4 protein-coding genes are annotated in these 22,878 nt (G+C 43.4%); 3 read left to right on the top strand and 1 reads right to left on the bottom strand.

The genetic code is table 11. From position 1 onward, the window contains the following. Window positions 1-1,082: 1,082 nt before the first annotated feature. Both H6G14_RS22240 and H6G14_RS22235 read left to right on the top strand, forming a co-directional pair. Entirely contained in the window at window positions 1,083-17,603 is a 16,521-nt protein-coding gene (locus H6G14_RS22240) for a CARDB domain-containing protein (protein WP_190569716.1), read from the top strand. A 53-nt stretch (window positions 17,604-17,656) separates the two neighbouring features. Further along, window positions 17,657-18,406 carry a PEP-CTERM sorting domain-containing protein gene (locus tag H6G14_RS22235; protein ID WP_190569714.1) on the top strand — a complete coding sequence of 250 codons (750 nt, stop codon included), beginning with the start codon at window positions 17,657-17,659 and terminating at the stop codon, window positions 18,404-18,406. Between the two features lie 492 nt (window positions 18,407-18,898). On the opposite strand, the gene H6G14_RS22230 is transcribed toward H6G14_RS22235, so the two are convergent. After that, the gene (locus tag H6G14_RS22230; RefSeq protein WP_190569712.1) at window positions 18,899-19,198 is read right to left on the bottom strand and encodes an RNA recognition motif domain-containing protein; all 300 of its coding nucleotides are present in this window, start codon (window positions 19,196-19,198) and stop codon (window positions 18,899-18,901) included. Window positions 19,199-20,109: 911 nt separating this feature from the next. On the opposite strand from H6G14_RS22230, the gene topA reads away from it, so the two are divergent. Next, the gene (gene topA / locus H6G14_RS22225; RefSeq protein ID WP_190569710.1) at window positions 20,110-22,755 is read left to right on the top strand and encodes a type I DNA topoisomerase; all 2,646 of its coding nucleotides are present in this window, start codon (window positions 20,110-20,112) and stop codon (window positions 22,753-22,755) included. Window positions 22,756-22,878 lie beyond the last annotated feature (123 nt).

Here is a 22,878-nt window from a genome sequence, read left to right as displayed (position 1 = left end):
TCAACAGCCCTCACGATAGATTATGCAACTTAAAAGCAGAATAGCTTATTTTTATTTTCTAGTTTCAATCAATCCATACACAAGAGCAAGTTTTTTTCAATACGCGTACAAAATTATTTGTACACAAAAAAACTTTTAAAATCTCACTTTCTTGAACTACATATTTCTTGATCTTGAAGTTAATAAGGCTACATTTTTTAACATAAAATATTCTGATAATTCTATGTATTGATTGTACTTATGCACCCATTATATTATTGCAATAGTTTTGAATGCACTCGGCTAAATTCAAAAAAATCAGCTTGTAAAAGCTGTAACAGTAATGTATAAGCAAATTTTTACACAATAATGTAAAATTAATTGCTCTTGCGTATTTATACGCGCACAAAACATAAGTTTTCTTTTTGAGAAATGTTTGTAGACATAGTGCTGTGCTGATTTATTGTTCCCCTACGTTAGTTGTTATTGACATTAACCACGTTACTCACTACGGCTTGCTTTTAATCTCAGGTTAAAAGGATAGCTGTATTTGTATGAATTTAAAAAAACGCAACAGAATTCAAGGCTTTATGATCATTTTCCTCATTGCAAATCGAGTCAAATAATTCGTGGCTTTGAATCTGTTTGTAACTAAATTTGCGCTGAATTTAGTTACAAATTTTAATTAGTTTTTAATGGGTTTTTAACCAGAAAAAGCCACTATTTATTTTATGGGTGTTTATGTTGATTCTTAGCTAAATTTATCAGTTGGCATGACCTTTAGATATGTCAATGCAGCCTAAAAACCTTTATTGCAAATTAATTTAGGACTTCAAGCAATATAAAACGATAAAAATTAATGAACAAAGCTTTAGAAAATCAAGAACTAGCTATTACTATAACTCTGTTTTGAATCCAGACTTTTGAATATACAGGAATCTAGCGAACCAGCCAGCCATTATTCCTGCGCTTATGCAAATGGCAGTTTCTTAAGTCAATATACCTGTGACTTTGAATCTACAGTCGTTAGTTTTTGAGCAGCGATCGCAACTACTATTTAACCCTTCTCCAACAACATCCCAACCACAGCCACTAAACAGAAGATGACTAATACTTACACCATCAACCAAAATCTGCTATTAGAATCATCCTCCGATGATAATTATGAAGAGAATGATACTTTAGCAACTGCTTATGATTTAACTACATCGCCTGGGGTTTTATTAAGTAGTATTGATGGTGAAGGCATTTCCTATGCAGACAATGAAGATTGGTATAAAGTCACCGTCGATGCTTCAGCACAATATTTCTCTGCTTTTATTACCTTTCCCACTAACTCCCGCTACATAGATTTAGAAGTTTATAACTCCGATGGTACGTTCATATCTTCAGCCGCTTATCGATTTGGTACTATAGATAATTTCCGGCGAGAAATTAAAACAATTCTTGCACCAGGAGACTATTATTTAAAGATTAACTCTCCCTTTAGCGATCCCAATACTAACCAGATTAGTAATACTTACGATCTATCTTGGGAGACACAGGCAATCAGTAGCATCACTGATGAGTTTGAAGATAACGATACACTAGAAACTGCTACAGATATCAGCAGCCAAGCCGGAAATTATTTTACTGATCTCCTCTTGACTGATGAAGATTGGTATCAAATAGCGGTGAATCCAGGGGAAGAACGGTTGAGACTTACCTATGAAATTGGTAATTCCGAAAACCCTGTGACGCTAAATATTTATGATGCAGCAGGAAATTTAGTTAACTCATTAGAGTCACTACAAAGTAGTCCCTATGTACAGGAGTTTAATACTAACTTACCCAGTGATGGCACTTATTATCTACAATGGATTCCTTCAGAAAATGACAATACTTACTCATTCATTTGGGAAACATTAGGACTTTCCAACTTAACCATCAGTAATGCTTTTGTCTCTAATTCCAACCCTGAAGCTTACGATACCATTTCTGTATCTTGGACAGTGGAAAATAATGGTAATTATGCCACTTTAGAAGGGTGGTATGATGCGATCTATTTATCTGAAGATACAACGTTAGATGAATCTGATATTTTTCTGACTAATAACTATTACTTTGATAATTTAATTACAGGGTCAAACTATACTCAAACAATAGATTTAACGATTCCTAGTTATCTGGGATTGGGAAGTCGTTATTTACTTTTTGTGGCAGATAACTATAACTATCAGCCAGAAAGCGATGAAACTGATAATGTTTATAGCGTTCCCATTGAGATTGGCGGAGATGCACCTAATTTAGTCATTACCAATGCTACTCCAATACCCACGACAGCTACAGTAGGGCAGAGTATTAATTTGTCCTGGACTGTGACCAATAATGGTACTGCAACTACAGGAATTTCTTATTGGTATGATAGGGTAGTCTTCTCCCGAAACCAAATCTTTGGTGATAGTGATGATATTTATCTGAATGAACAGTATATATACAGTCAGTACGGTTTGCCCTTAGATGTGAATGAAACCTACACAGTGAATACTAGCATCACATTATCAGGACAAACAGCAGGAAGTGGATATTTACTTTATAAAACAGATAACTATAACTATCAAGGAGAAACTGACGAAACTGATAATATTTATGTCCAAGCAATTAATGTTGCTGCACCAAATTTAACCATTACGAATGTCACAGCACCCACAACTGCTGTAGCCGGACAAAGTATTAATCTTACTTGGACAGTTAAAAATGACAGTTCAGTAACTACAGAAAGTTCCATTTGGTATGACCGAGTAGTATTCTCGAAAAACCAAATTTTTGGGGATAGTGATGATGTTTATTTAACTGAAGAATATATATACAGTTTCTATGGTTTACCATTAGAAGCGAATGAAACTTATACAGTCAACAGAACCTTCAATTTATCAGGACAAGCAATAGGTAACGGATATTTATTATTTAAAACAGATAACTATAACTATCAAGGCGAAACGAACGAAAACGATAATGTGTATGTTCATGCCATTGATATTGCTGCTCCTAATTTAGTTGTTACCAATTTCACACCACCCAGTACAGCAATAGCGGGACAAAGTGTTAATGTTTCTTGGACAGTTAAAAATGACGGTTCAGTAACTACGGGAAGTACTTATTGGTACGATAGATTAGTATTCTCGAAAAACCAAATTTTCGGCGATAGTGATGATGTTTATATTACAGAGTCATATATATATAGTTTCTATGGGTTGCCACTAGAAGCAAACGAAACATATACGGTAAATCAGACTGTAAATTTACCAGGTCAAGCGATAGGAAGCGGATATTTACTATTAAAAACAGATAACTATAACTATCAAGGAGAAACGAACGAAAACGATAATGTTTCTGTCCGTGCCATTGATATTGCTGCTCCTAATTTAACCATTTCTAATGCTACTGCTCCTAGTACTGCTATTTTAGGGGAATCAGTCTCAGTTACTTGGACAGTTCTCAATAATGGTTCAGTCCCAGCTAACGCCGATTGGTATGATTCAATTTATGTTTCCAATGATCAAACCTTAGATAGTGGAGACCTAATAATCAGCACTTTCTATCAAAGTGATAAAAGTCCCCTTGCATCTGGAACAAGTTATACAGATACTCGCAATATTATCATCCCTAATAATGTTGCCCTTGGCGATCGCTACCTAATATTCGCCACAGACTACCTATATTACTACAGTAACAACTATCAGGGCGAAACAAACGAAGCAGATAACATTTACGTTCGTCCCATTAGTTTTAGTGCGCCGGATTTAATCGTCTCAGAAGCAACCGCACCAAGTACAGGAATAGTTAACGGCGCAATTAATGTCTCCTGGACTGTGAAAAACCAAGGAACGGTGGCTGCACCTGCGGATTGGTTTGATTATGTTTATCTTTCCACTGACAATATCTTTGGCAATGGTAATGACACTTTCATCACCTCCCAATCCATCACCACACAAACACCATTAGCAGCCGGCGGAACTTACACAATTAGCCCCAGTATCACCTTACCCAATATCGCTGCCGGCAATTATTACTTAATCTTCCGTGCCGATGGTAACAATGCTCAAGGTGAAACCAACGAAAATAATAACAATCGCGCCGTTCAAATCACTATAGGTACACCAGATTTAATCGTCTCTCAAGCAACGGCACCAGAATCAGGTGCATTAGGCGGAAATGTTAGTGTTTCTTGGACAGTAACTAATCAAGGGGACGTGGCTGCACCTGCTGACTGGAGTGATTATATTTATTGGTCAAGTAATGACACTTATGATGCCTCTGACACATTTATTACTACAATCTCCGCAGCCTCTCAAACACCCTTAGCCGCAGGGGGAAGCTATACCCAAACTCAGACTATTACTCTACCAAATCAAACAAACATTGTTGGTAATGGTTATCTGATTTTCCGTGCTGATGGTTCAGGAAATCAAGGAGAAACCAACAATAGTAATAATGATCGCGCTGTCGCTCTCCGTGTTGATGCACCGGATTTAATTGTCAGTAACGCCTCAGCACCAGAATCAGTGACAGTTGGTGCAAGCTTTAGTGTGTCTTGGGATGTCACGAATCAGGGAACGGTAGCAGCAAATGCAGATTGGTACGACTCCGTTTTTATCTCCACAGACCAAATTTTTGATAATAGTGATCAATATCTCACCAATCGTTGGGCAGGCAGTAATACTCCTTTAGCAGCTAACGGGACTTACAGTGCCAGTTTGAATGTTACTCTACCCAGTACTGCCACAGGCGATCGCTATTTGCTGTTTATCACGGATAGATATTACTATGATGGCTATTCCGTGAATAATCTCCAAGGAGAAACGGACGAAACCAATAACGTCCGGGCTGTTGCAATCAATATTTCTGCTGCCGATCTACAAGTTGCGTCCACAAATGCCCCCACAGCAGCAGTTTTAGGGGAAACTGTAGAATTAACTTGGACAGTCACCAACCAAGGTACAGGTACAGCCACCAGAGATTGGTACGATCGCGTTTATCTCTCCAGTAATGAAACCTTAGATAATAACGATGTTCAAGTCACCTCAGAATACATCTCTACCCAAACACCCTTAGCAGCAGGTGCAAGTTACACCATTAGTAAGAACGTCGCCTTACCTAATTTTACCCCCGGTAATCAGTTTTTACTCTTTGTTGCAGACCGGGATAATTATCAAGGGGAAACCAACGAAAATAATAATGTCCGTGCCGTTGGGATTAACTTAAGTGCGCCTGATTTAATTGTCTCTAATGCCTCTGCACCTACAATCGGCACAGTAGGTAAGAGTATAGAAGTTTCTTGGACAGTCCAAAACCAAGGCACAACTTCAGCATCAGCCGACTGGTTTGACTATATTTACCTGTCTAACGATCAAGTTTTTGATGCCAACAGCGATACCTATGTTACGCAAGAATTTATTTCTGCCCAAACACCGTTAGCAGCAAACGGTAGCTATACCATCACCCGCAACATTAACCTACCGAATTTTGCTACAGGCAACCGTTATCTCATCTTCGTTGCCGACGGTTCACAAAACCAAGGGGAGACTAATAACACCAACAATACTCGCATTGTCGAGATTAGTCTCAATGCCCCCGATTTAGTAGTCAGTAATATTACTGCCCCCGTAGAATCTTTATCAGGACAACCCATAGATATTACTTGGACAGTCACAAACCAAGGTACAGCCACAGCAGAAGGAACTTGGTGGGATAGACTTTATTTAGTGAATGCGAGTAATGGGGCATTTGTCAGGGATTTAGGCTACTTTAGCTTTACTGGTAGCATCGCCGCCGGAGCATCCTTAGAGCGATCGCAATCAATTAATATACCCCTGGATTTGACTGGAAATTACAAAGTTGTTGTCACTACAGATTATTACGGCAATATTGCTGAAGGGACGCAAAACGAGTCGAATAACGCCACCACAGACGACCAAAATCTCACAATCCAACTCTCTCCAGTTCCTAATCTCAAGGTCAGTAGCGTTACCGTACCCACAACCGCTTTCTCTAGTCAAGATACCGTAGTGCAGTGGACTGTTACCAATACGGGGAATGGAGCGACTAATGCAGCGATTTGGTACGATGCTATTTACCTCTCTTTAGATAACACCTTTGACGATACTGATGTTTTCTTAGGTTTGGCATCTAATCCCAGCTACTTAAATGTTGGCGAAAGTTACTCCAATAGTTTAACTGTCACCTTACCTCGTGGCATTGATGCTAACTATTACTTCCTCGTCAGGACAGATTACTACAACCAAGCTACAGAAGTTGGCAACGAAGGGGATAACTTTGGGTTTGGCGGTCCCACAGATATCGACTTGACACCACCACCAGATTTACAGGTGACAACGGTAAATGCACCATCGGGAGCATTTTCTGGGCAACCCATGACCTTAAGTTGGACAATTACCAATGAGGGGACAGGACGCACTTTAGAAAACGCTTGGTACGATCGCATTTTCATGTCTGCTGATGAAACCTTAGATGCAGGCGATCGCTTCCTGGGTGAAGTCTTACACAATGGCAGTCTGAGTGCCGATAGCAGCTACGATGCTTCCGCTACAGTTAATTTACCCATTGGTGTGAGTGGTAATTATTACTTGTTTGTCCGTACCGACCATTACAACCAAGTTTACGAAAACGCCTTTGAAGGCAACAACGTTGGTTATGATGCGATCGCCACAAATATTACCCTCACACCACCACCAGATTTAGAAATCGAAACCATTGCCTTACCAAATAACGCCCGTGCCGGTGGCAATTTAATTATTAATTACCGCGTCACCAATTTTGGAGCGACGGAAACACCCGCTAACACCTCTTTTTGGACAGATACCTTTTATCTCTCCCTAGACAATCAGCTCAATACCACCACCGACATTCGTTTAGGAAGTGTCAACCACTACGGAATTTTAGAACCCGATCAAGGATATGACGGCGTAGCCAACTTTACCCTCAGCAACACACTCACAGGAAACTATTACGTCTTCGTCACCACAGATAGCGGCGATCAAGTCTTTGAACTGAATAACAACAACAATACTCTCAGCAGTGACAATCAGGTGCAAATTGTTTCCCGTCCTGCTGATTTAGTCGTCACTACCACTACCGCACCTGCAACTGGCGAAGCAAGTAAAACCCTGCGCGTACAATGGACGGTGAAGAACCAAGGACTCGGAGATAGCATCATCACCACTTGGACAGACCGGATAGTTGCATCAACCGACGCTGTATTAGGTGATGCAGACGATATCATCTTGGGTGAATTCAACCGCACAGGCATCTTAAATCCAGAGGAAACCTACAGCCGTGACGAATTTGTGACGCTCCCCTTTAGTTTAGTTGGGGATTACCAACTGTACGTCGTCACAGATGCTGCTAACAACGTTTATGAAGCCAGCAACGAAAATAATAATACTGGTGCGGCCAAACCCCTGACCATTAACCGCCAAACCCCTGACTTAACAGTTACCCAAATTACCGTACCGACAACTGCCCAATCGGGTGCGACAATTACCATCAATTGGACAGTCAAAAACTTTGGACTAGGTAACACTAATAGTAATTACTGGTACGATCAAGTCTATTTATCTACTGACTCCGCATTGAGTGGTAACGACATCAACTTGGGAGCAGTCTTCCACTCCGGGGCGTTAAATGCCGCAGGCGAGTATATTGGTTCTAGAAACTTTAACCTGCCCATAGACCTGAATGGTACATATTACGTCATCGTGCAGGCAGATAGCGATAACCGCGTGATCGAAGGTGCAGGAGAAAATAACAATTCTCTGGCTGCGACCACAGCCACTACAATTAACCTTAGCTCTGTACCCGATTTCGTCATCCAGTCAGTGGATGCACCCATCAGTGCGATCGCTGGACAACTCTTCAGTTTGACTTGGACGGTATCTAACAACGGTGCAGCCACCACTGGCAGTTGGTATGATGGCTTTTACCTCTCCCGCGACCAAATATTTGACCGTAACAGCGATATCTTCCTTGGTTACACAGATCACAATAGCTTGGGTAGCGGAGCATCCTACACTAAAACCACATCCTTTAACTTACCGCGAGGTTTAACGGGACGCTTCTATGTATTCGCGGTCACTGATGGCAGTAACCAAATTTACGAGCGCAGTGGTGAGTCCAATAATATTGGCTTTGATGCCTTCTCCCTGGAAGTCATTCTGCCACCACCCTCAGATTTAGTTGTCACTCAGATTACCGTACCTGCCAATGGTATTCCCGGTGAGTCCATCAGCATAGGTTACACCATCACCAACCAAGGCACAGATGCCGCAATCGGTAGTTGGTACGATTCAGTTTACATCTCTGCTGATAGCCAATGGGATATCGGCGATACCCTAGTTGGACAAGTCTTCCATAGTGGCGATGTGGCTGGTGGTGCTAGTTACAGTGGCGTGTTACAAGCCGCCCTCCCAGGAATCACACCGGGGAACTACTATGCGATCGTGCGGAGTGATATCCGCAACCAAGTACCAGAAGTTAATCAAACCAACAACACTGGTGTTTCTGTTAATCAAGTAGTGATTGATGCAGAAGTTCTCACCTTGGGAGTAGCAGACACCGATACCCTCTCCCAAGGGCAATCGATTTACTATCGCTTCAATGCTACGGCCGGGCAAACAATTCGCCTCCGCTTGGATAGTCAAGACGATCAGAGCTTTAACGAACTTTATGTCCGTCGGGGAGTGATGCCTAGTCGGGGTCAATTTGACTTGACAACCCCAGAACCTTTCACCACCGACCCCGAAATTCTCATCCCAATTGAGCAAACAGGAACTTATTATGTATTAGCTTATGGGGATACAGTTACAAGTTCACCAACATACACCATTACTGCCGAAGAAATTCCCTTCTCCATCACAGCGATTAGAAATAATCAAGTAGGCAATACAGGCTTAGTCACCTTGGATATTCAAGGGGCGCAATTTAGTCAAGACACAGTTTTTAACTTAATTGATGCAGCAGGCAATTCCATAGCAGCACGTCAATTCCTCCTAGAAAATTCTAGTCGCGCTTACGTCACCTTCAATCTCGATGAGCAACTCCTGGGACTCTACGATCTGCAAGCCACTAAAGGCAATAACCAAACAGTCCTGCTCAACGACTCACTAACAGTAATTGCCGATAATGCAGCTAACATCAACGTGCAGATTGATGGACCAGACTCAGTTCGTCCCGGTCGCAACTATCTGTTTAACATTAACTATGGTAACAATGGCGGTGCTGATAGCATCGCACCTTTAATCTTGTTAGAAAGTGCCACAAATACCCCTGTAGGATTAAGTTTTGATGATTTCAGCAACTCTGGGGTACTGCAACTACTCGGTACTAGCGAAGGCTTTACCAATAGTTTACATCCAGGCGAATTAGGCAATATTCCCGTTTACTTCCAAAGCTCGACCAATCCCATTAACTTTAATGTCAGAGCGATCGCGGCTGACAGTTTAGCAACAGCTAACTGGGATTTAGTAAGAGCTTCCGCCCGTCCTGAAGATATTTCTGTGGGTGAGTGGAATACTTTCTTCAGCAGAATCCAGCCGCGCATTGGGGAAACTTGGGGTGACTATGTCCAATTCATCAATCAACTATCAGTCCGCTATTCCCCAGATGGTGAACCCATTCAGGATGTCCAAGAGTTATTTAGCCGCCTGTATCAAGACGATCCGAATATCTTACCGACATCGATTTTCTCCGGTCAACTGTTGAATTCAGCCACAGGCGAAGCTTTTACAGGAGTTCAGATAGCAGCGTATCAACTGGTAAATGGCGAATTGATTCTTGGTGGCTCAACGGTTACCGATGCTCAGGGTAACTTTAGTATTAATGGTTTAGACGCAGGTGAATATCAGTTAGCAATTGCGACAGATTTGTTTGCTGATAACAACAACATCGCCTTTGACAATAATCAAGATGGTATCGCTGATCAGAATGCACCAATTTATACAATCAGTCCATCCACTGATTTAAATGGTGTCCAAGTTTACGCTTTGCAAGAACAGATAGAGCCAGAGACAGCACAAGACACCAAACCATCATTTATTACAGATGGTTCAGGAACTCCGCACCTGTTCTGGTCTCGCAATGGAGAAATTTGGCACGCTTATTTCGATGGTACAGACTGGATTGATGCTGCCCCAATTCCTGGAGCAAACAGTAAAGACTTTAGCGTGCAGGCAGCGAATAATCTCATTGATGGTTCTGGCTCAGGCTTAATTCTGAGTTGGTCGAATGGAGATGATCTCAATCAATCAGAAATTTATTATGCGATCGCGCGTCCGCAACAAGCAGGCGGCTACCAATGGTCTGAACCTGTAGCCATTACCAATGATGCGATCGCTGATTCTCGACCCACTGTAGTCGTTACCAATCAAGGTCAGGGATTAGTTGTTTACCAAAAATCTGACGACAGTATTCAGGATGATACCGACCTCTACTACAACCTATTTGACGTTGACTCTCAATCCTTAAGCTGGACATCACCATTAAGCCTAGAGGATTTGCTGACTACCTTAGATGCTAGTCCCGGCGCGCAAACCTTCTCTCTGGGGTGGAAATTTGACGGCACGCCAAAATGGGCATTCCTGCAAAAATTAGCCCAATTTAAGACTGAGCTAAGAGCTAATGGCAGTTATGACGTTGCTTGTGAATTGAGACTGCAAGCAGATGGCACAGCTCAAATTGAATTTTCTAGTCGGTTTGCCAAAAAAACCAAAGCGCAAGGGCAACTTTACTACAAAGGTGAGTGGACAGCTAAAGGCACAGAAGATAATTGTTACTACGAATTTAAGAAAGCTTCTTTAGGGTTTAATGTCGGCATTGGTGCTGACTACGAGATGCAAATAGAAGAATTAGTATCTCGCATTCCCAATCCTGCGATTGGTTTACCAGCGACACTCCTTCTCGTAGCTTTGAGGCAACTGGGCATATTTGAAGCTAATTTAGGAGTCAGTGTCCTAGTACAATTGGGTGGCAATGTCCAATGGACAAAACCTTCAGCACCACCAATAGAATATCGTTGGCCGGACACAGGAGCAATCACTTATGATGCACGGGTTGGACTCTACGGTAAAGCCAAACTCCTGAAATATGAAGCCAAAGCTTACGGCAATGTCGGTGCTAAAGGCGATATTTTACCAAATCCCAGCCTTAAAGAAGTTTACGGACAACTAGGCATTGATTTTCGTACTCCCTCCGGGTTCCTTTTCCGCTATGTTTACACTCCGACTTTATTGGGTCCCAACTCAACTGATTTACTGCCTTTCGCTGATGGAACTGATGATAGCGGACTCCCAGCCGATGTAAGTATAGAGTTCCTTTACGATCCCGCTTCAGTCGTAGGCACAGGCAACACTTACTTTGATGATAATAACGCCAGTGTATTAGCCAATGTCGCCAGTGATTTGTATGCTGATGAACCGCCATCCATCGCCACAGGCCCCAACGGCGAAATGATGATGGCTTGGGCGAAGGAGTTCGATCCCACCAGCGCACAAAAAGGTAGTGCAATTTTCGTTTCTACCTTAAATGGAACTCAGTGGAACGCCCCAGTCCAAATCCCAGACAGTTTAAATCTCAGTAACAATCCGGTGATTACCTTCGATGGTAATGGCAATCCTCTAGTTGTCTGGTCAATGGCAGATGGCAGCAATATTACTCCCACTTCTACGGAAGCAGAGTATGTAGCTGCAATTACAGAAACAGATGTTGTTTACTCTGTCTATACGAACAATGCTTGGTCTAGTCCTGTGGCAATTAATCCCGCCGTCGGTTCCGACGAAACTCCCACCTTGGGACTGGGTGCTAATGGTCAAGTGCTGTTGGTTTGGAGTCACATCATAGCTGACATTGAAAACTTGAAGGCAAGTTTCTGGGATGGTACGAGTTGGAGTACAGCCCAAACAATTGTCACAGGCGAAATTATCGACAAAGCCACCATTGGTCAAATCAATGGCAAAACGGTAGTTTATTGGAGTGAAGATACTGACTCCAATCTTGAAAGAGTTAATGCCACGGTCTTCTATAGCATTTATGACAATGGCTGGTCAACAGCGATCGCCTTTAATCCAGAACAAGCAGCTATTCAATCAAGCGGGACTCTGAATGTCAACGGCGATTCAGCCACCTTTACACCATCTAGTTTCACCTTACCGACACCCCCTGAAGAATGTTGTGAGTGTAAAGAAGGCGATCCTGATTGTGATGATGATGACGATTATGATCCCCCAGTTGTCGTTCCCAGAGACCCTAACGACATACTCGGTCCAAAAGGATTCGGGGCAGAAAATTGGATCAATGCTCAAGCTGCTTTGCCCTACACAATCCGCTTTGAAAACGCGGCTGATGCTTCCGCCCCAGCTCAAGTAGTGGTAATTACACAGCAACTTGATCCCGACCTCGACTTCCGCACCTTCCGCGTTGATGACTTTGGCTGGGGCGATCTGCGCTTTGAATTGCCAGGAAATCGGCCTTTCTTTAGCGATCGCATCGACTTAACTGAAGACTACGGCATCTACGTCGATGTCTCTGTTGCTATTGATGTGATCACCGGATTAGCTACTTGGCGGATTGCCAGTGTTGACCCTGCTACTGGTGAAGCCCCCCTCGATGCTCAGGCAGGTTTCTTGCCAGTCAATAATGCCGATGGCGCAGGTGAAGGTTTTGTTAGTTATACCGTCCGCACCAAACGGACAATCGAGACAGGTGATGTAATTGATGCTGCTGCCCAAATTGTTTTTGATACAGAAGCACCCATCGACACACCACCAATTTTCAACACCATTGATGTTGGTATCCCAACTAGTAGCGTGGCATCCTTGCCTGAGATTAGCGAAACCCCAGAGTTTCTAGTACGCTGGTCTGGTAGCGATGAGAGCAACGGCTCTGCTTTGGCAGGTTTCACCATCTATGTTTCCGAAAATGGAGGTGAATTCACTTCTTGGTTAGAAAATACAACCCTGACTGAAGCGACTTATATAGGACAACCTGGTAGTACTTACGCTTTCTACGCTGTTGCTACTGACAACGCAGGTAATCAAGAAGCTGTACCCACAAATGCCGATGCCACTACACGAATAGCAGGCGGCACAACTACTATCGGTGATTTTGTCTGGGTGGATCTCAATGCTAACGGTATTCAAGAGACTAACGAACCGGGATTAGCGGGTGTTACTGTCAGACTTTATACCAATGGTACAACAGCAGCGATCGCCAGCACTACCACCAACGCAGATGGTTTATACACCTTTGCTGATGTCACGCCTGGAGATTACTTTGTCGAATTTGTAGCTACTAATGGCTACATTTTTAGCCCGCAAAATAGCGGCACAAATGACGCTGTAGATAGCGATGCCAATTTGACAACTGGCATCACCGATGTCTTTAGTGCCAACGGTGATAATGCTAACTTGACTGTGGATGCTGGATTGTATCAATTCGCTAGCATCACTGGTCAAAAATGGCATGACCTGGATGGTGATGGCGTTAAAGATGCGGGGGAACTCGGTTTAGCTAACTGGACAATTTACCTCGACACCAACACTAACGGGCAACTCGATAATGGGGAAACCTCCGTTACCACCGATGCTAACGGCAACTACAGTTTCATTAACCTGCGCCCTGGTATTTACACTGTTGCTGAAGTCATGCAGCAAGGATGGCAACAAACCTATCCTGCTTTCAACATCACTACCACCGCAGCAGATATTCCCCTAGTTATTCCCTCTCTGGATCTGGTTTCGTCTTCAGGTGGGGATGTGCAGCTGAACTTTAATGCCGTTAACTACACAGTTACAGAAGACGGTAGGGCAGTCACGGAAATTTGGGTAACTCGCACAGGTAATACAACTGGCTCTGTCACTGCTACGCTGACCTTGATTGATGGTACAGCTCAAGGATGTGGATGCGGCCCCACCGCCGTCACTAATGACTTTAACAATGTTTCCTTCACCATCACTTTTGCGGAAAATGAGACTAACAAACTCATTTCTGTGGAAAATGCTCTGCTGAATAATCCTAATGCGATTCGCATCCGCAACGATGGTAAAGTTGAAGGCAATGAAAACTTTACAATTAAGTTGACAAATCCCACAGGTGGTGCATCAATTGGCAATCAAGGCATTGCCACTGTGACTATTCTTGATGATGAGCAACCTCAAAACATCACTGCTGCCGCTCAAAATATTGCTTCTTCTTCCCTACAAAATTCTGGTCAAACTACCGCCACTGACTTAATCAACCTGCATGACTTATGGGCAGACTCTCGCTTTGCCAACATCAAAGGACAGGGTTACGCTACAGTCATCATTGATACTGGTATTGACCTGAATCATCCCTTATTCGGTACTGATGTTAATAATGATGGCATTGCCGATAAAATCGTTTACCAGTACGACTTCGGTAACAACGACGGCAACGCCAGCGACAAAAACAATCACGGTTCTCACGTTGCCAGCATCGCCAGTGCTGTCGCCCCTGATGCTAATCTGATTGTCCTCAAAGTATTCCAAGACAACGGTTCTGGTTCTTTTACTAACTTAGAAAGAGCCTTGCAGTGGGTAAATAACAATGCAATATCATATAATATTGCCTCTGTCAACCTTTCTTTAGGAGATGGTAAAAACTGGACGACAACCAACGCTCGTTATGGCATTGGGGATGAATTAGCAGCGATCGCTTCCCAAAACATTATCATCTCGGCGGCGGCAGGTAACAGTTTCTACACCTTCAACAGTACCCCTGGACTAGCTTATCCAGCGATCGACCCCAATACCATTTCTGTTGGTGCTGTTTGGGCAAATGATTTCGGTTCTGGTACTTTCAGCAATGGAGCAGTAGACTACAGCACCGAGGCAGATCGCATCGCTAGTTTCTCTCAACGTCATCCACTCCTAGATGTCTTTGCTCCTGGTATTTTGATTACAGGCGCGAATGCTACAGGCGGAACCATTGCAATGGGCGGCACATCGCAAGCTGCACCCTTCATTGCAGGTATTGCTACCCTAGCACAACAAATCGCCCAAACCCACTTGGGACGAGAACTGACTCTGACTGAGTTCCGTACCCTGTTAGATACAACAGGTGACCTGATTATTGATGGCGATGACGAAAATGATAACGTCGCCAATACAGGGGCTACCTATTCTCGAATTAACGCCTTAGCCTTGGCTGAAGCTATTCTTACCCTCAGCACTAGCGCCCCTAATCCAGATCCCGTTGACCCCAACAATAATCAAAATAACGGTTCTGGTACAGCCACAAATTCCCTGAGTTTTGTTCATACCGTCGCCTTGTCTTCTGGACAAACTGCTAGCGGTATTGACTTTGGTAATCAACAGATTGCCCAAGATCAGCCTCCCACAGTCACTATCCCCATTGTCGATATCACGGTTAATGAAGATGCAGACAACACGGTAATTGACTTAACCAACGTCTTCAGTGACGCAGATGGAGATGCGATCGCTACATCCATTTTTGCCAACAGCAACACAGGCTTAGTCACAGCTACGATTGTCAATAACCAACTCACCCTCGACTACCAAGCCAATCAATCAGGTACAGCAGAAATTACCCTACGTGGTACAGCTAACGGAAAATTCATTGATGATATCTTCACTGTCACCGTTAACTCCGTTGATGATGCGCCTGTAATTCAAAATGCGATCGCCGATGTCAATGCTGATGAAGATGCAGACAACACTGTAATTGACTTAACCAACGTCTTCAGTGATGTAGATGGCGATGCGATCGCTACATCCATCTTTGCCAATAGCAACACAGGTTTAGTCACTGCCACAATTGTCAATAACCAACTCACCCTCGACTACCAAGCCAATCAATCAGGTACAGCAGAAATTACCCTACGTGGTACAGCTAACGGAAAATTCATTGATGATATCTTCACTGTCACCGTTAACCCAGTTGATGATGCGCCTGTAATTCAAAATGCGATCGCCGACATCAACCTTGATGAAGATGCAGACAACACGGTAATTGACTTAACCAACGTCTTCAGTGATGTAGATGGCGATGCGATCGCTACATCCATCTTTGCCAACAGCAACACAGGCATAGTCACAGCTACGATTGTCAATAACCAACTCACCCTAGATTATCAAGGCAATCAATCAGGTACAGCAGAGATTACCATCCGGGGTACAGCAGGTAGTCAGTTTGTTGACGAGACATTCAACATCACGGTCAACTCAATTAATGATGCACCAGTTTTAGAGAATGCACTTGCTGATCAAACAGCTACCAAAGACACTCTCTTCAACTTCACATTCCCCGCCAACACCTTTAATGACATTGACGCAGGCGATATCCTCACCTACTTCGCCACCTTAGAAGATGGTGATGAGTTACCAACTTGGCTCACCTTTGATGCAGCAACCCGCACATTTAGCGGTACACCTGCGGATACCGATGTCGGTACACTGAACATCAAAGTTACTGCCAGGGATAATTCTGAAGACAGCATCAGTGATATCTTCATCCTGACAGTTGCCGACACTGATACTAATAATGCCCCTACTTTGGCTGTGGCGATCGCTGACCAAACCGCCACTGAAAATACCAACTTTAGCTTCACCATCCCAGAAACTACCTTTGTTGACACAGATGCAGGGGATATCCTCAGCTACACTGTCAGCCTAGAAAATGGTGGAAATTTACCAGATTGGCTCACCTTCGATACCACAACCCGCACATTTAGCGGCACACCAACAGATACGGCATCCGGCACATACAATATCATCGTCACCGTCACCGATACAGCAGCAGCCAGCGTCAGTGATACCTTCACTCTTAACGTCCTCAACTTTATCAACGGCACATCTGGTAATGAAACCGTCAACGGTACAAATGGTGATGATGTAATTGATGGTGGTGCAGGAAGCGATCGCCTAGTTGGTGGTGATGGTAACGACACCTACATCGTTGATAGCATCCGTGATGTGGTAGTAGAATCGGCAGGACAAGGCATAGATACAGTCAAATCCTCAGTCAGCCACACCCTCATTGCCAATGTCGAAAATCTCATCTTAACTGGCACAGCCAACATTAACGGTACAGGCAACGAATTAGATAACAGCATCACCGGCAACAGTGGTAACAACATCCTCAAAGGTTTAGCAGGCAATGATACCCTGATTGGTGGTGACGGTAATGATACCTTAGTCGGTGGCGCGGGTAATGATAGCCTCACTGGTGGAGAAGGTGCAGATACATTCCTGTTTGGTAGTGGAGCAGCCTTCACCAATACCGCCTTTGGTACCGATACCATTACCGACTTCAGTAAAGGAATAGATAAAATTGCTTTGAGTAAAGCTTCCTTTACAGCATTAACAAGTGCAGTCAATAGCAGCTTATTAGCTAGTGAATTTGCCATAATTAATGTCGCCTCAGTAGATGAAATTGCTACTGCTGGTATTAGCAATGCCAAAATTATCTATAACCAAACAACACAAAACTTGCTATATAACCAAAATGGAGCAACTTCTGGATTAGGTAACGGAGGAATATTTGCTAACCTCAATGCCACTTTAGAAGCCAATGATTTCTTAGTGCAATCTTGACAATTTCTCGGACTGAATAACTGTAAAATTAGCAAAAAAGGGACAAGAAATATATGTTGAAATGGTCAAGTTTAGCACTGGTCATTGCCACTGCTTTTCTGATAACTAATCAAGAAAAAGTCCACGCGATATCCATTAATAATGGCAGCTTTGAAACAGGTAATTTTAGCAACTGGGAAACCGTCGGTTCAACTGATATAAATGTGGGTATAACTCCTACAGTTGAAACTGCTGAAGAATTTGGTGTAACACCTATCAATGGAACTTACCAAGCTGTTCTAGAAACACTCGCAGATACAACAGGAATTAATAGCGCTGCTTTAGAAACTTTCTTAGGGTTATCTTCAGGTAGCTTAACAAGTTTAGAAGCAGAGGAAGGTTCTGCTATCAAGCAAGTTATTACTGTCAATGCTGGAGATAAATTGACTTTTTCCTGGAATTTCCTTACAAATCAAGTGCCAGCAGATCCAACTTACAATGACTTTGCTTTTTTTAGTATTACTGGTGTTACTCAACTAGCTAACACTAATTCCTTAACTACCTTCTCTTTTTCTCGTTTAGCTGAAGAAACTGGATATCAACCTTATACTTATAACTTCACTACAGCCGGAACTTATACTTTAGGATTTGGTGTGGTTGATGTGGGGGATACCACAGTTAATTCAGCCTTACTTGTGGATAATGTCGAACTTACTCCCGTTCCCGAACCTACAACAATGTTAGGGATTTTGATGGGTATAGGATTTGGTTATGCTGCTAAAATGAGATTTTCTCCACAACAAAAAAAAGCTAATTTGAAGTAATTGCCAAATCTTAGCCAAAGACAATCTTAATCTGCGAGGTAAAAGCGAATGCTAGACTATTGTCACCGCAGTCAATGACTTCGGTTGCACCGTGAGAAATTGGGATGGCGAACTGACGGTTAGACTAAAGCATCTCAAGTCTTTCGATTATCCACCTGAGTGTGAGCAGTCGTTGTTTAAGAGTCTTGATTTTCTCCTGAGCAAACTCATTTAAAGCTATAGCCGTAGCCAGATAGATTAGGACATCAAGCCAAGATAAAATCCTGACAACACAAGAATTTCAATTCTGTCAACTGTCAACAGCTATATTTTGAATTTTTTTGGCGCATACTACTCTACGAGTTCTCCGCAGAGTAGCCGTAGGCTATGAGTGAATTTTGAATTGACATCATAAATTTTACAAAAAAGCAGATCAGTGAATCACTAATCTGCTGATTATGGGATGATTTGCTTTTAAGAAATACTAAATCTTCTCAAGAAATAATATTGGCATTAGTAACCACCATTGTTTCTTGACCAACCACCCCCACCGGAACGAGCGCCTTTCTCTTCCCGTGGACGAGCTTTATTAACTTTAAGTACACGCCCCATCCATTCTGCGCCATCAAGGGCTTGAATGGCTGCATCTTCTGCGGTTGATGATTCCATTTCTACGAAACCAAAACCGCGAACACGTCCCGTTTCTCTATCTGTGGGTAACTGAACGCGTGTGACTGAACCGTACTCGGAAAATACTTTAGTAAGGTCGTCTTGTGTGACGCTGTAGGACAGATTCCCTACGTATATTGACATGAAACTCTCCAGAATCCATTGATGCAGAGATGTTTATCCGGAGAGCCGCTTGAGATTATTACTAAAAACAAGATACGTATCACCGAACTTAACTTCTCTAATTATATTTTATCACATCTTCATGATTAGTAAAGTATGTATTGAGATTTTTGTTTTAATGTATGGTAAAATACAAAACTTTTTGACTATCTAGAAATTAAGTTTCTACAAAGAAAGTCTCTGGATCAGTTCCTCTGGTTGTCCAGGAGATAGCCTCGCAGGCTAATATTATCTGGGGTGAAACCCGCAAAACATGGATGAATCATGTAGTGGGGCAAGTGATTTTAATTAAGTAGATTGGCTCAACATCAATGGGGTTGTCAATCTACACAAGGGTATATTCTGCCCAAATATCTATCATCTAATTCAACCGCTCGTGGTTATTGGCAGATACGAACGTAACCAATCCGTTCCTAAAGAAAATATTTAAATTTTGATTTATTACATAACCACTGATGAAACGAATTATCTTGATTAAACCTGCTCCGTGTACCTCAGCGTTAACCTTAGGTGCCTTTGCATTGGGGACGGGGGACTGCTGAGTTCTCAAACAAGAGTTTCCCCTCTCTACTCCCCTGCCTCCTGCCCAAACCTAAGGTATCGTTGTACTAAACTCACGGGGTATATTGAAAACTCTAGTCGCCAATTTGCCTTTGATAAGTTAAAGATGGAAATAGCTGGAATTTCCAGCAGCATTCTTCTAACATATGCTCTAGAAAGGACTAAACCCGCAGTTTGAAGGATTTTCAACCCAACAGACAATCTTGATGAGGCTCAATCTAAAGCAATTGTGACGTTTCATCTTGACATTTCATCGAAGTTAACTCAATTTAACTGTTTAGCTTCACAGCTATTCTTTTTTTTGAAATTCCATGTCAACTCTCGTCATTGTCGAATCTCCAACCAAAGCTCGTACCATTCGTAACTACCTGCCAAAAGACTATCGGGTAGAAGCGTCGATGGGTCATGTGCGTGACCTACCCCAGTCAGCTAGTGAAATTCCCGCCACTGTCAAAGGGGAAGCATGGGCGCAGCTTGGGGTAAATGTGGACGCGGACTTTGAACCAGTGTATGTTGTCCCCAAAGACAAAAAGAAAGTTGTCACCCAGCTCAAAGAAGCGCTGAAAGATGCTGATGAACTGATTCTGGCAACTGACGAAGACCGAGAAGGGGAAAGTATAAGTTGGCATTTATACCAGTTACTTAAGCCCAAAGTGCCGACAAAGCGGATGGTGTTTCATGAGATTACCCAAGAAGCCATCAAAAAAGCTTTGAAGGACTGCCGTAACATCGATGAACAGCTAGTCCGCGCCCAGGAAACACGGCGGATTTTGGATCGCTTAGTGGGCTATACCCTCTCCCCTCTGCTGTGGAAAAAAATTGCTTGGGGACTATCTGCGGGACGGGTACAGTCTGTGGCGGTGCGACTGTTGGTAACCAAAGAACGCCAACGCCGGGCTTTCCATGAAGGTACATACTGGGATTTAAAGGCGTATTTGGAGCAAACTAAAAGCCCATTTACTGCCCAGTTAATCACCCTTGCAGGCACGAAAGTGGCAACTGGGAGCGATTTTGATGCGTCTACCGGCAGAATTACCGCCGGGCGTAATGTGGTGCTGCTGAGTGAAACAGAAGCAGTTGCTCTCCAAGAACGGCTGACTGGTAAAACCTGGAATGTCTCAGAGGTAGAAGAACGCCCAGTGACGCGCAAACCCGCGCCACCCTTTACCACTTCGACATTACAGCAGGAATCTAACCGGAAACTGCGCCTTTCAGCACGGGACACGATGCGGATTGCCCAAAATTTGTACGAGCAAGGGTATATTACCTATATGCGTACAGATTCGGTGCATTTGTCAGAACAGGCGATCGCAGCTGCTCGCAATTGTGTAGAACAACTATACGGCAAACAATATCTCAGCCCCCAGCCCCGCCAATACACCACCAAATCCAAAGGCGCACAAGAAGCCCACGAAGCCATTCGTCCGGCTGGTAGCACCTTCCGCACGCCCCAAGAAACCGGCTTAGGTGGTCGAGAACTTGCCCTCTATGATTTGATTTGGAAGCGTACCGTCGCCTGTCAAATGGCTGACTCCCGCCAAACCCAAATTACCGTACAGTTGCAAGTAGAAGACGCTGGTTTCCGTGCTTCCGGTAAGCGCATTGACTTCCCCGGATATTTACGCGCCTATGTTGAAGGTTCTGATGACCCAGAAGCCGCCTTGGAAGACCAAGAGGTAATCTTACCCAGTCTAAAAGTCGGGGATCATCCAGACTGTAAAAATATCGAAGCAGTTGGTCACGAAACCCAACCCCCAGCCAGATACACTGAAGCGACCCTAGTCAAAACACTAGAAAGTGAAGGCATTGGTCGCCCTAGTACCTACGCCAGCATCATTGGCACAATTATCGATAAGGGTTACTCCCAATTGGTGAATAACGCCCTCATCCCCACCTTTACCGCCTTCGCAGTCACCGATTTGTTGGAAAAACATTTCCCTGATATCGTTGATCCCAGCTTTACCTCCAAAATGGAGCAAACCTTGGATGATATTGCTGAAGGTGAAGCTCAGTGGCTACCCTACTTAAAGAAATTTTATCTAGGGGATCAAGGTTTGGAAACTCTGGTGAGAGAACGGGAAAGCCAAATTGATGCAGGTAAAGCCAGAACTGTAGAACTAGAAAACTTAGATGCTAAAGTCCGTATTGGTAAATATGGGCCTTATATCGAAGTGGAAAACGGTGACGGTGTAGTTACCGCCTCAATTCCCAAAGATTTAACACCCGCCGACCTCGACCCCAAACAGGTGGAAATCATCCTGCGGCAAAAAACCGTCGGCCCAGACCAACTAGGCCGCCATCCCGAAACCGGCGAACCAATTTATGTGAAAATCGGCGCTTACGGGCCTTATGTCCAGTTGGGTGATAAGTCTGATGAGAATCCCAAACCCAAACAAGCTTCTCTACCCAAGGGCGTTACCCCAGAAAATATCTCCCTAGAGACAGCTATTGGCTTGTTATCACTACCCCGAACCTTGGGAACCCATCCTGGTACTGGCGGGAAAATTCAAGCCAGTCTAGGACGTTTTGGCCCTTACGTCGTCCACGACCAAGGCAAAGAAGGGAAAGACTACCGTTCTCTCAAAGCGAGTGATGATGTTTTAACAATTTCTTTAGAAAGAGCGCTGGAGTTGATATCGGAACCGAAAAAGACCCGTGGTTCTACTAGTAGTAAATCAAAGGCTGCTTTACGGGAATTAGGTACACACCCAGAGGATGATGCCCCCATAAATATCTACGACGGCCCCTACGGCCCTTATATTAAACATGGTAAGACCAATGTAGGTCTTCCTGAAGGGACATCAGTCGAAGATGTAACATTAGCTACGGCTCTAGAATTGCTATCTGCTAAAGTTTCTACTTCTAAAACCACACGCAAAACAAGTAAAACCACTACGACTAAATCTAAATCAACGGCGAAATCATCCAGCGCTGCTACGAAAAAGAAGGGGGCGTAAGGTTAATAGTCAAGAGTCAACGGTCAACGGTCAACAGTCAACAGTCAACAGTCCAATATTTTCGACTATGGACTATGGACTAATGACTATGGACTAATGACTATTGACCAATGACCATCCTTA

The sequence above is a fragment of the Nostoc parmelioides FACHB-3921 genome (assembly GCF_014696625.1).
In the GTDB taxonomy this organism is placed as follows: Bacteria; Cyanobacteriota; Cyanobacteriia; order Cyanobacteriales; family Nostocaceae; genus Trichormus; species Trichormus parmelioides.
This window is presented reverse-complemented; position numbering and strand designations above follow the sequence as displayed.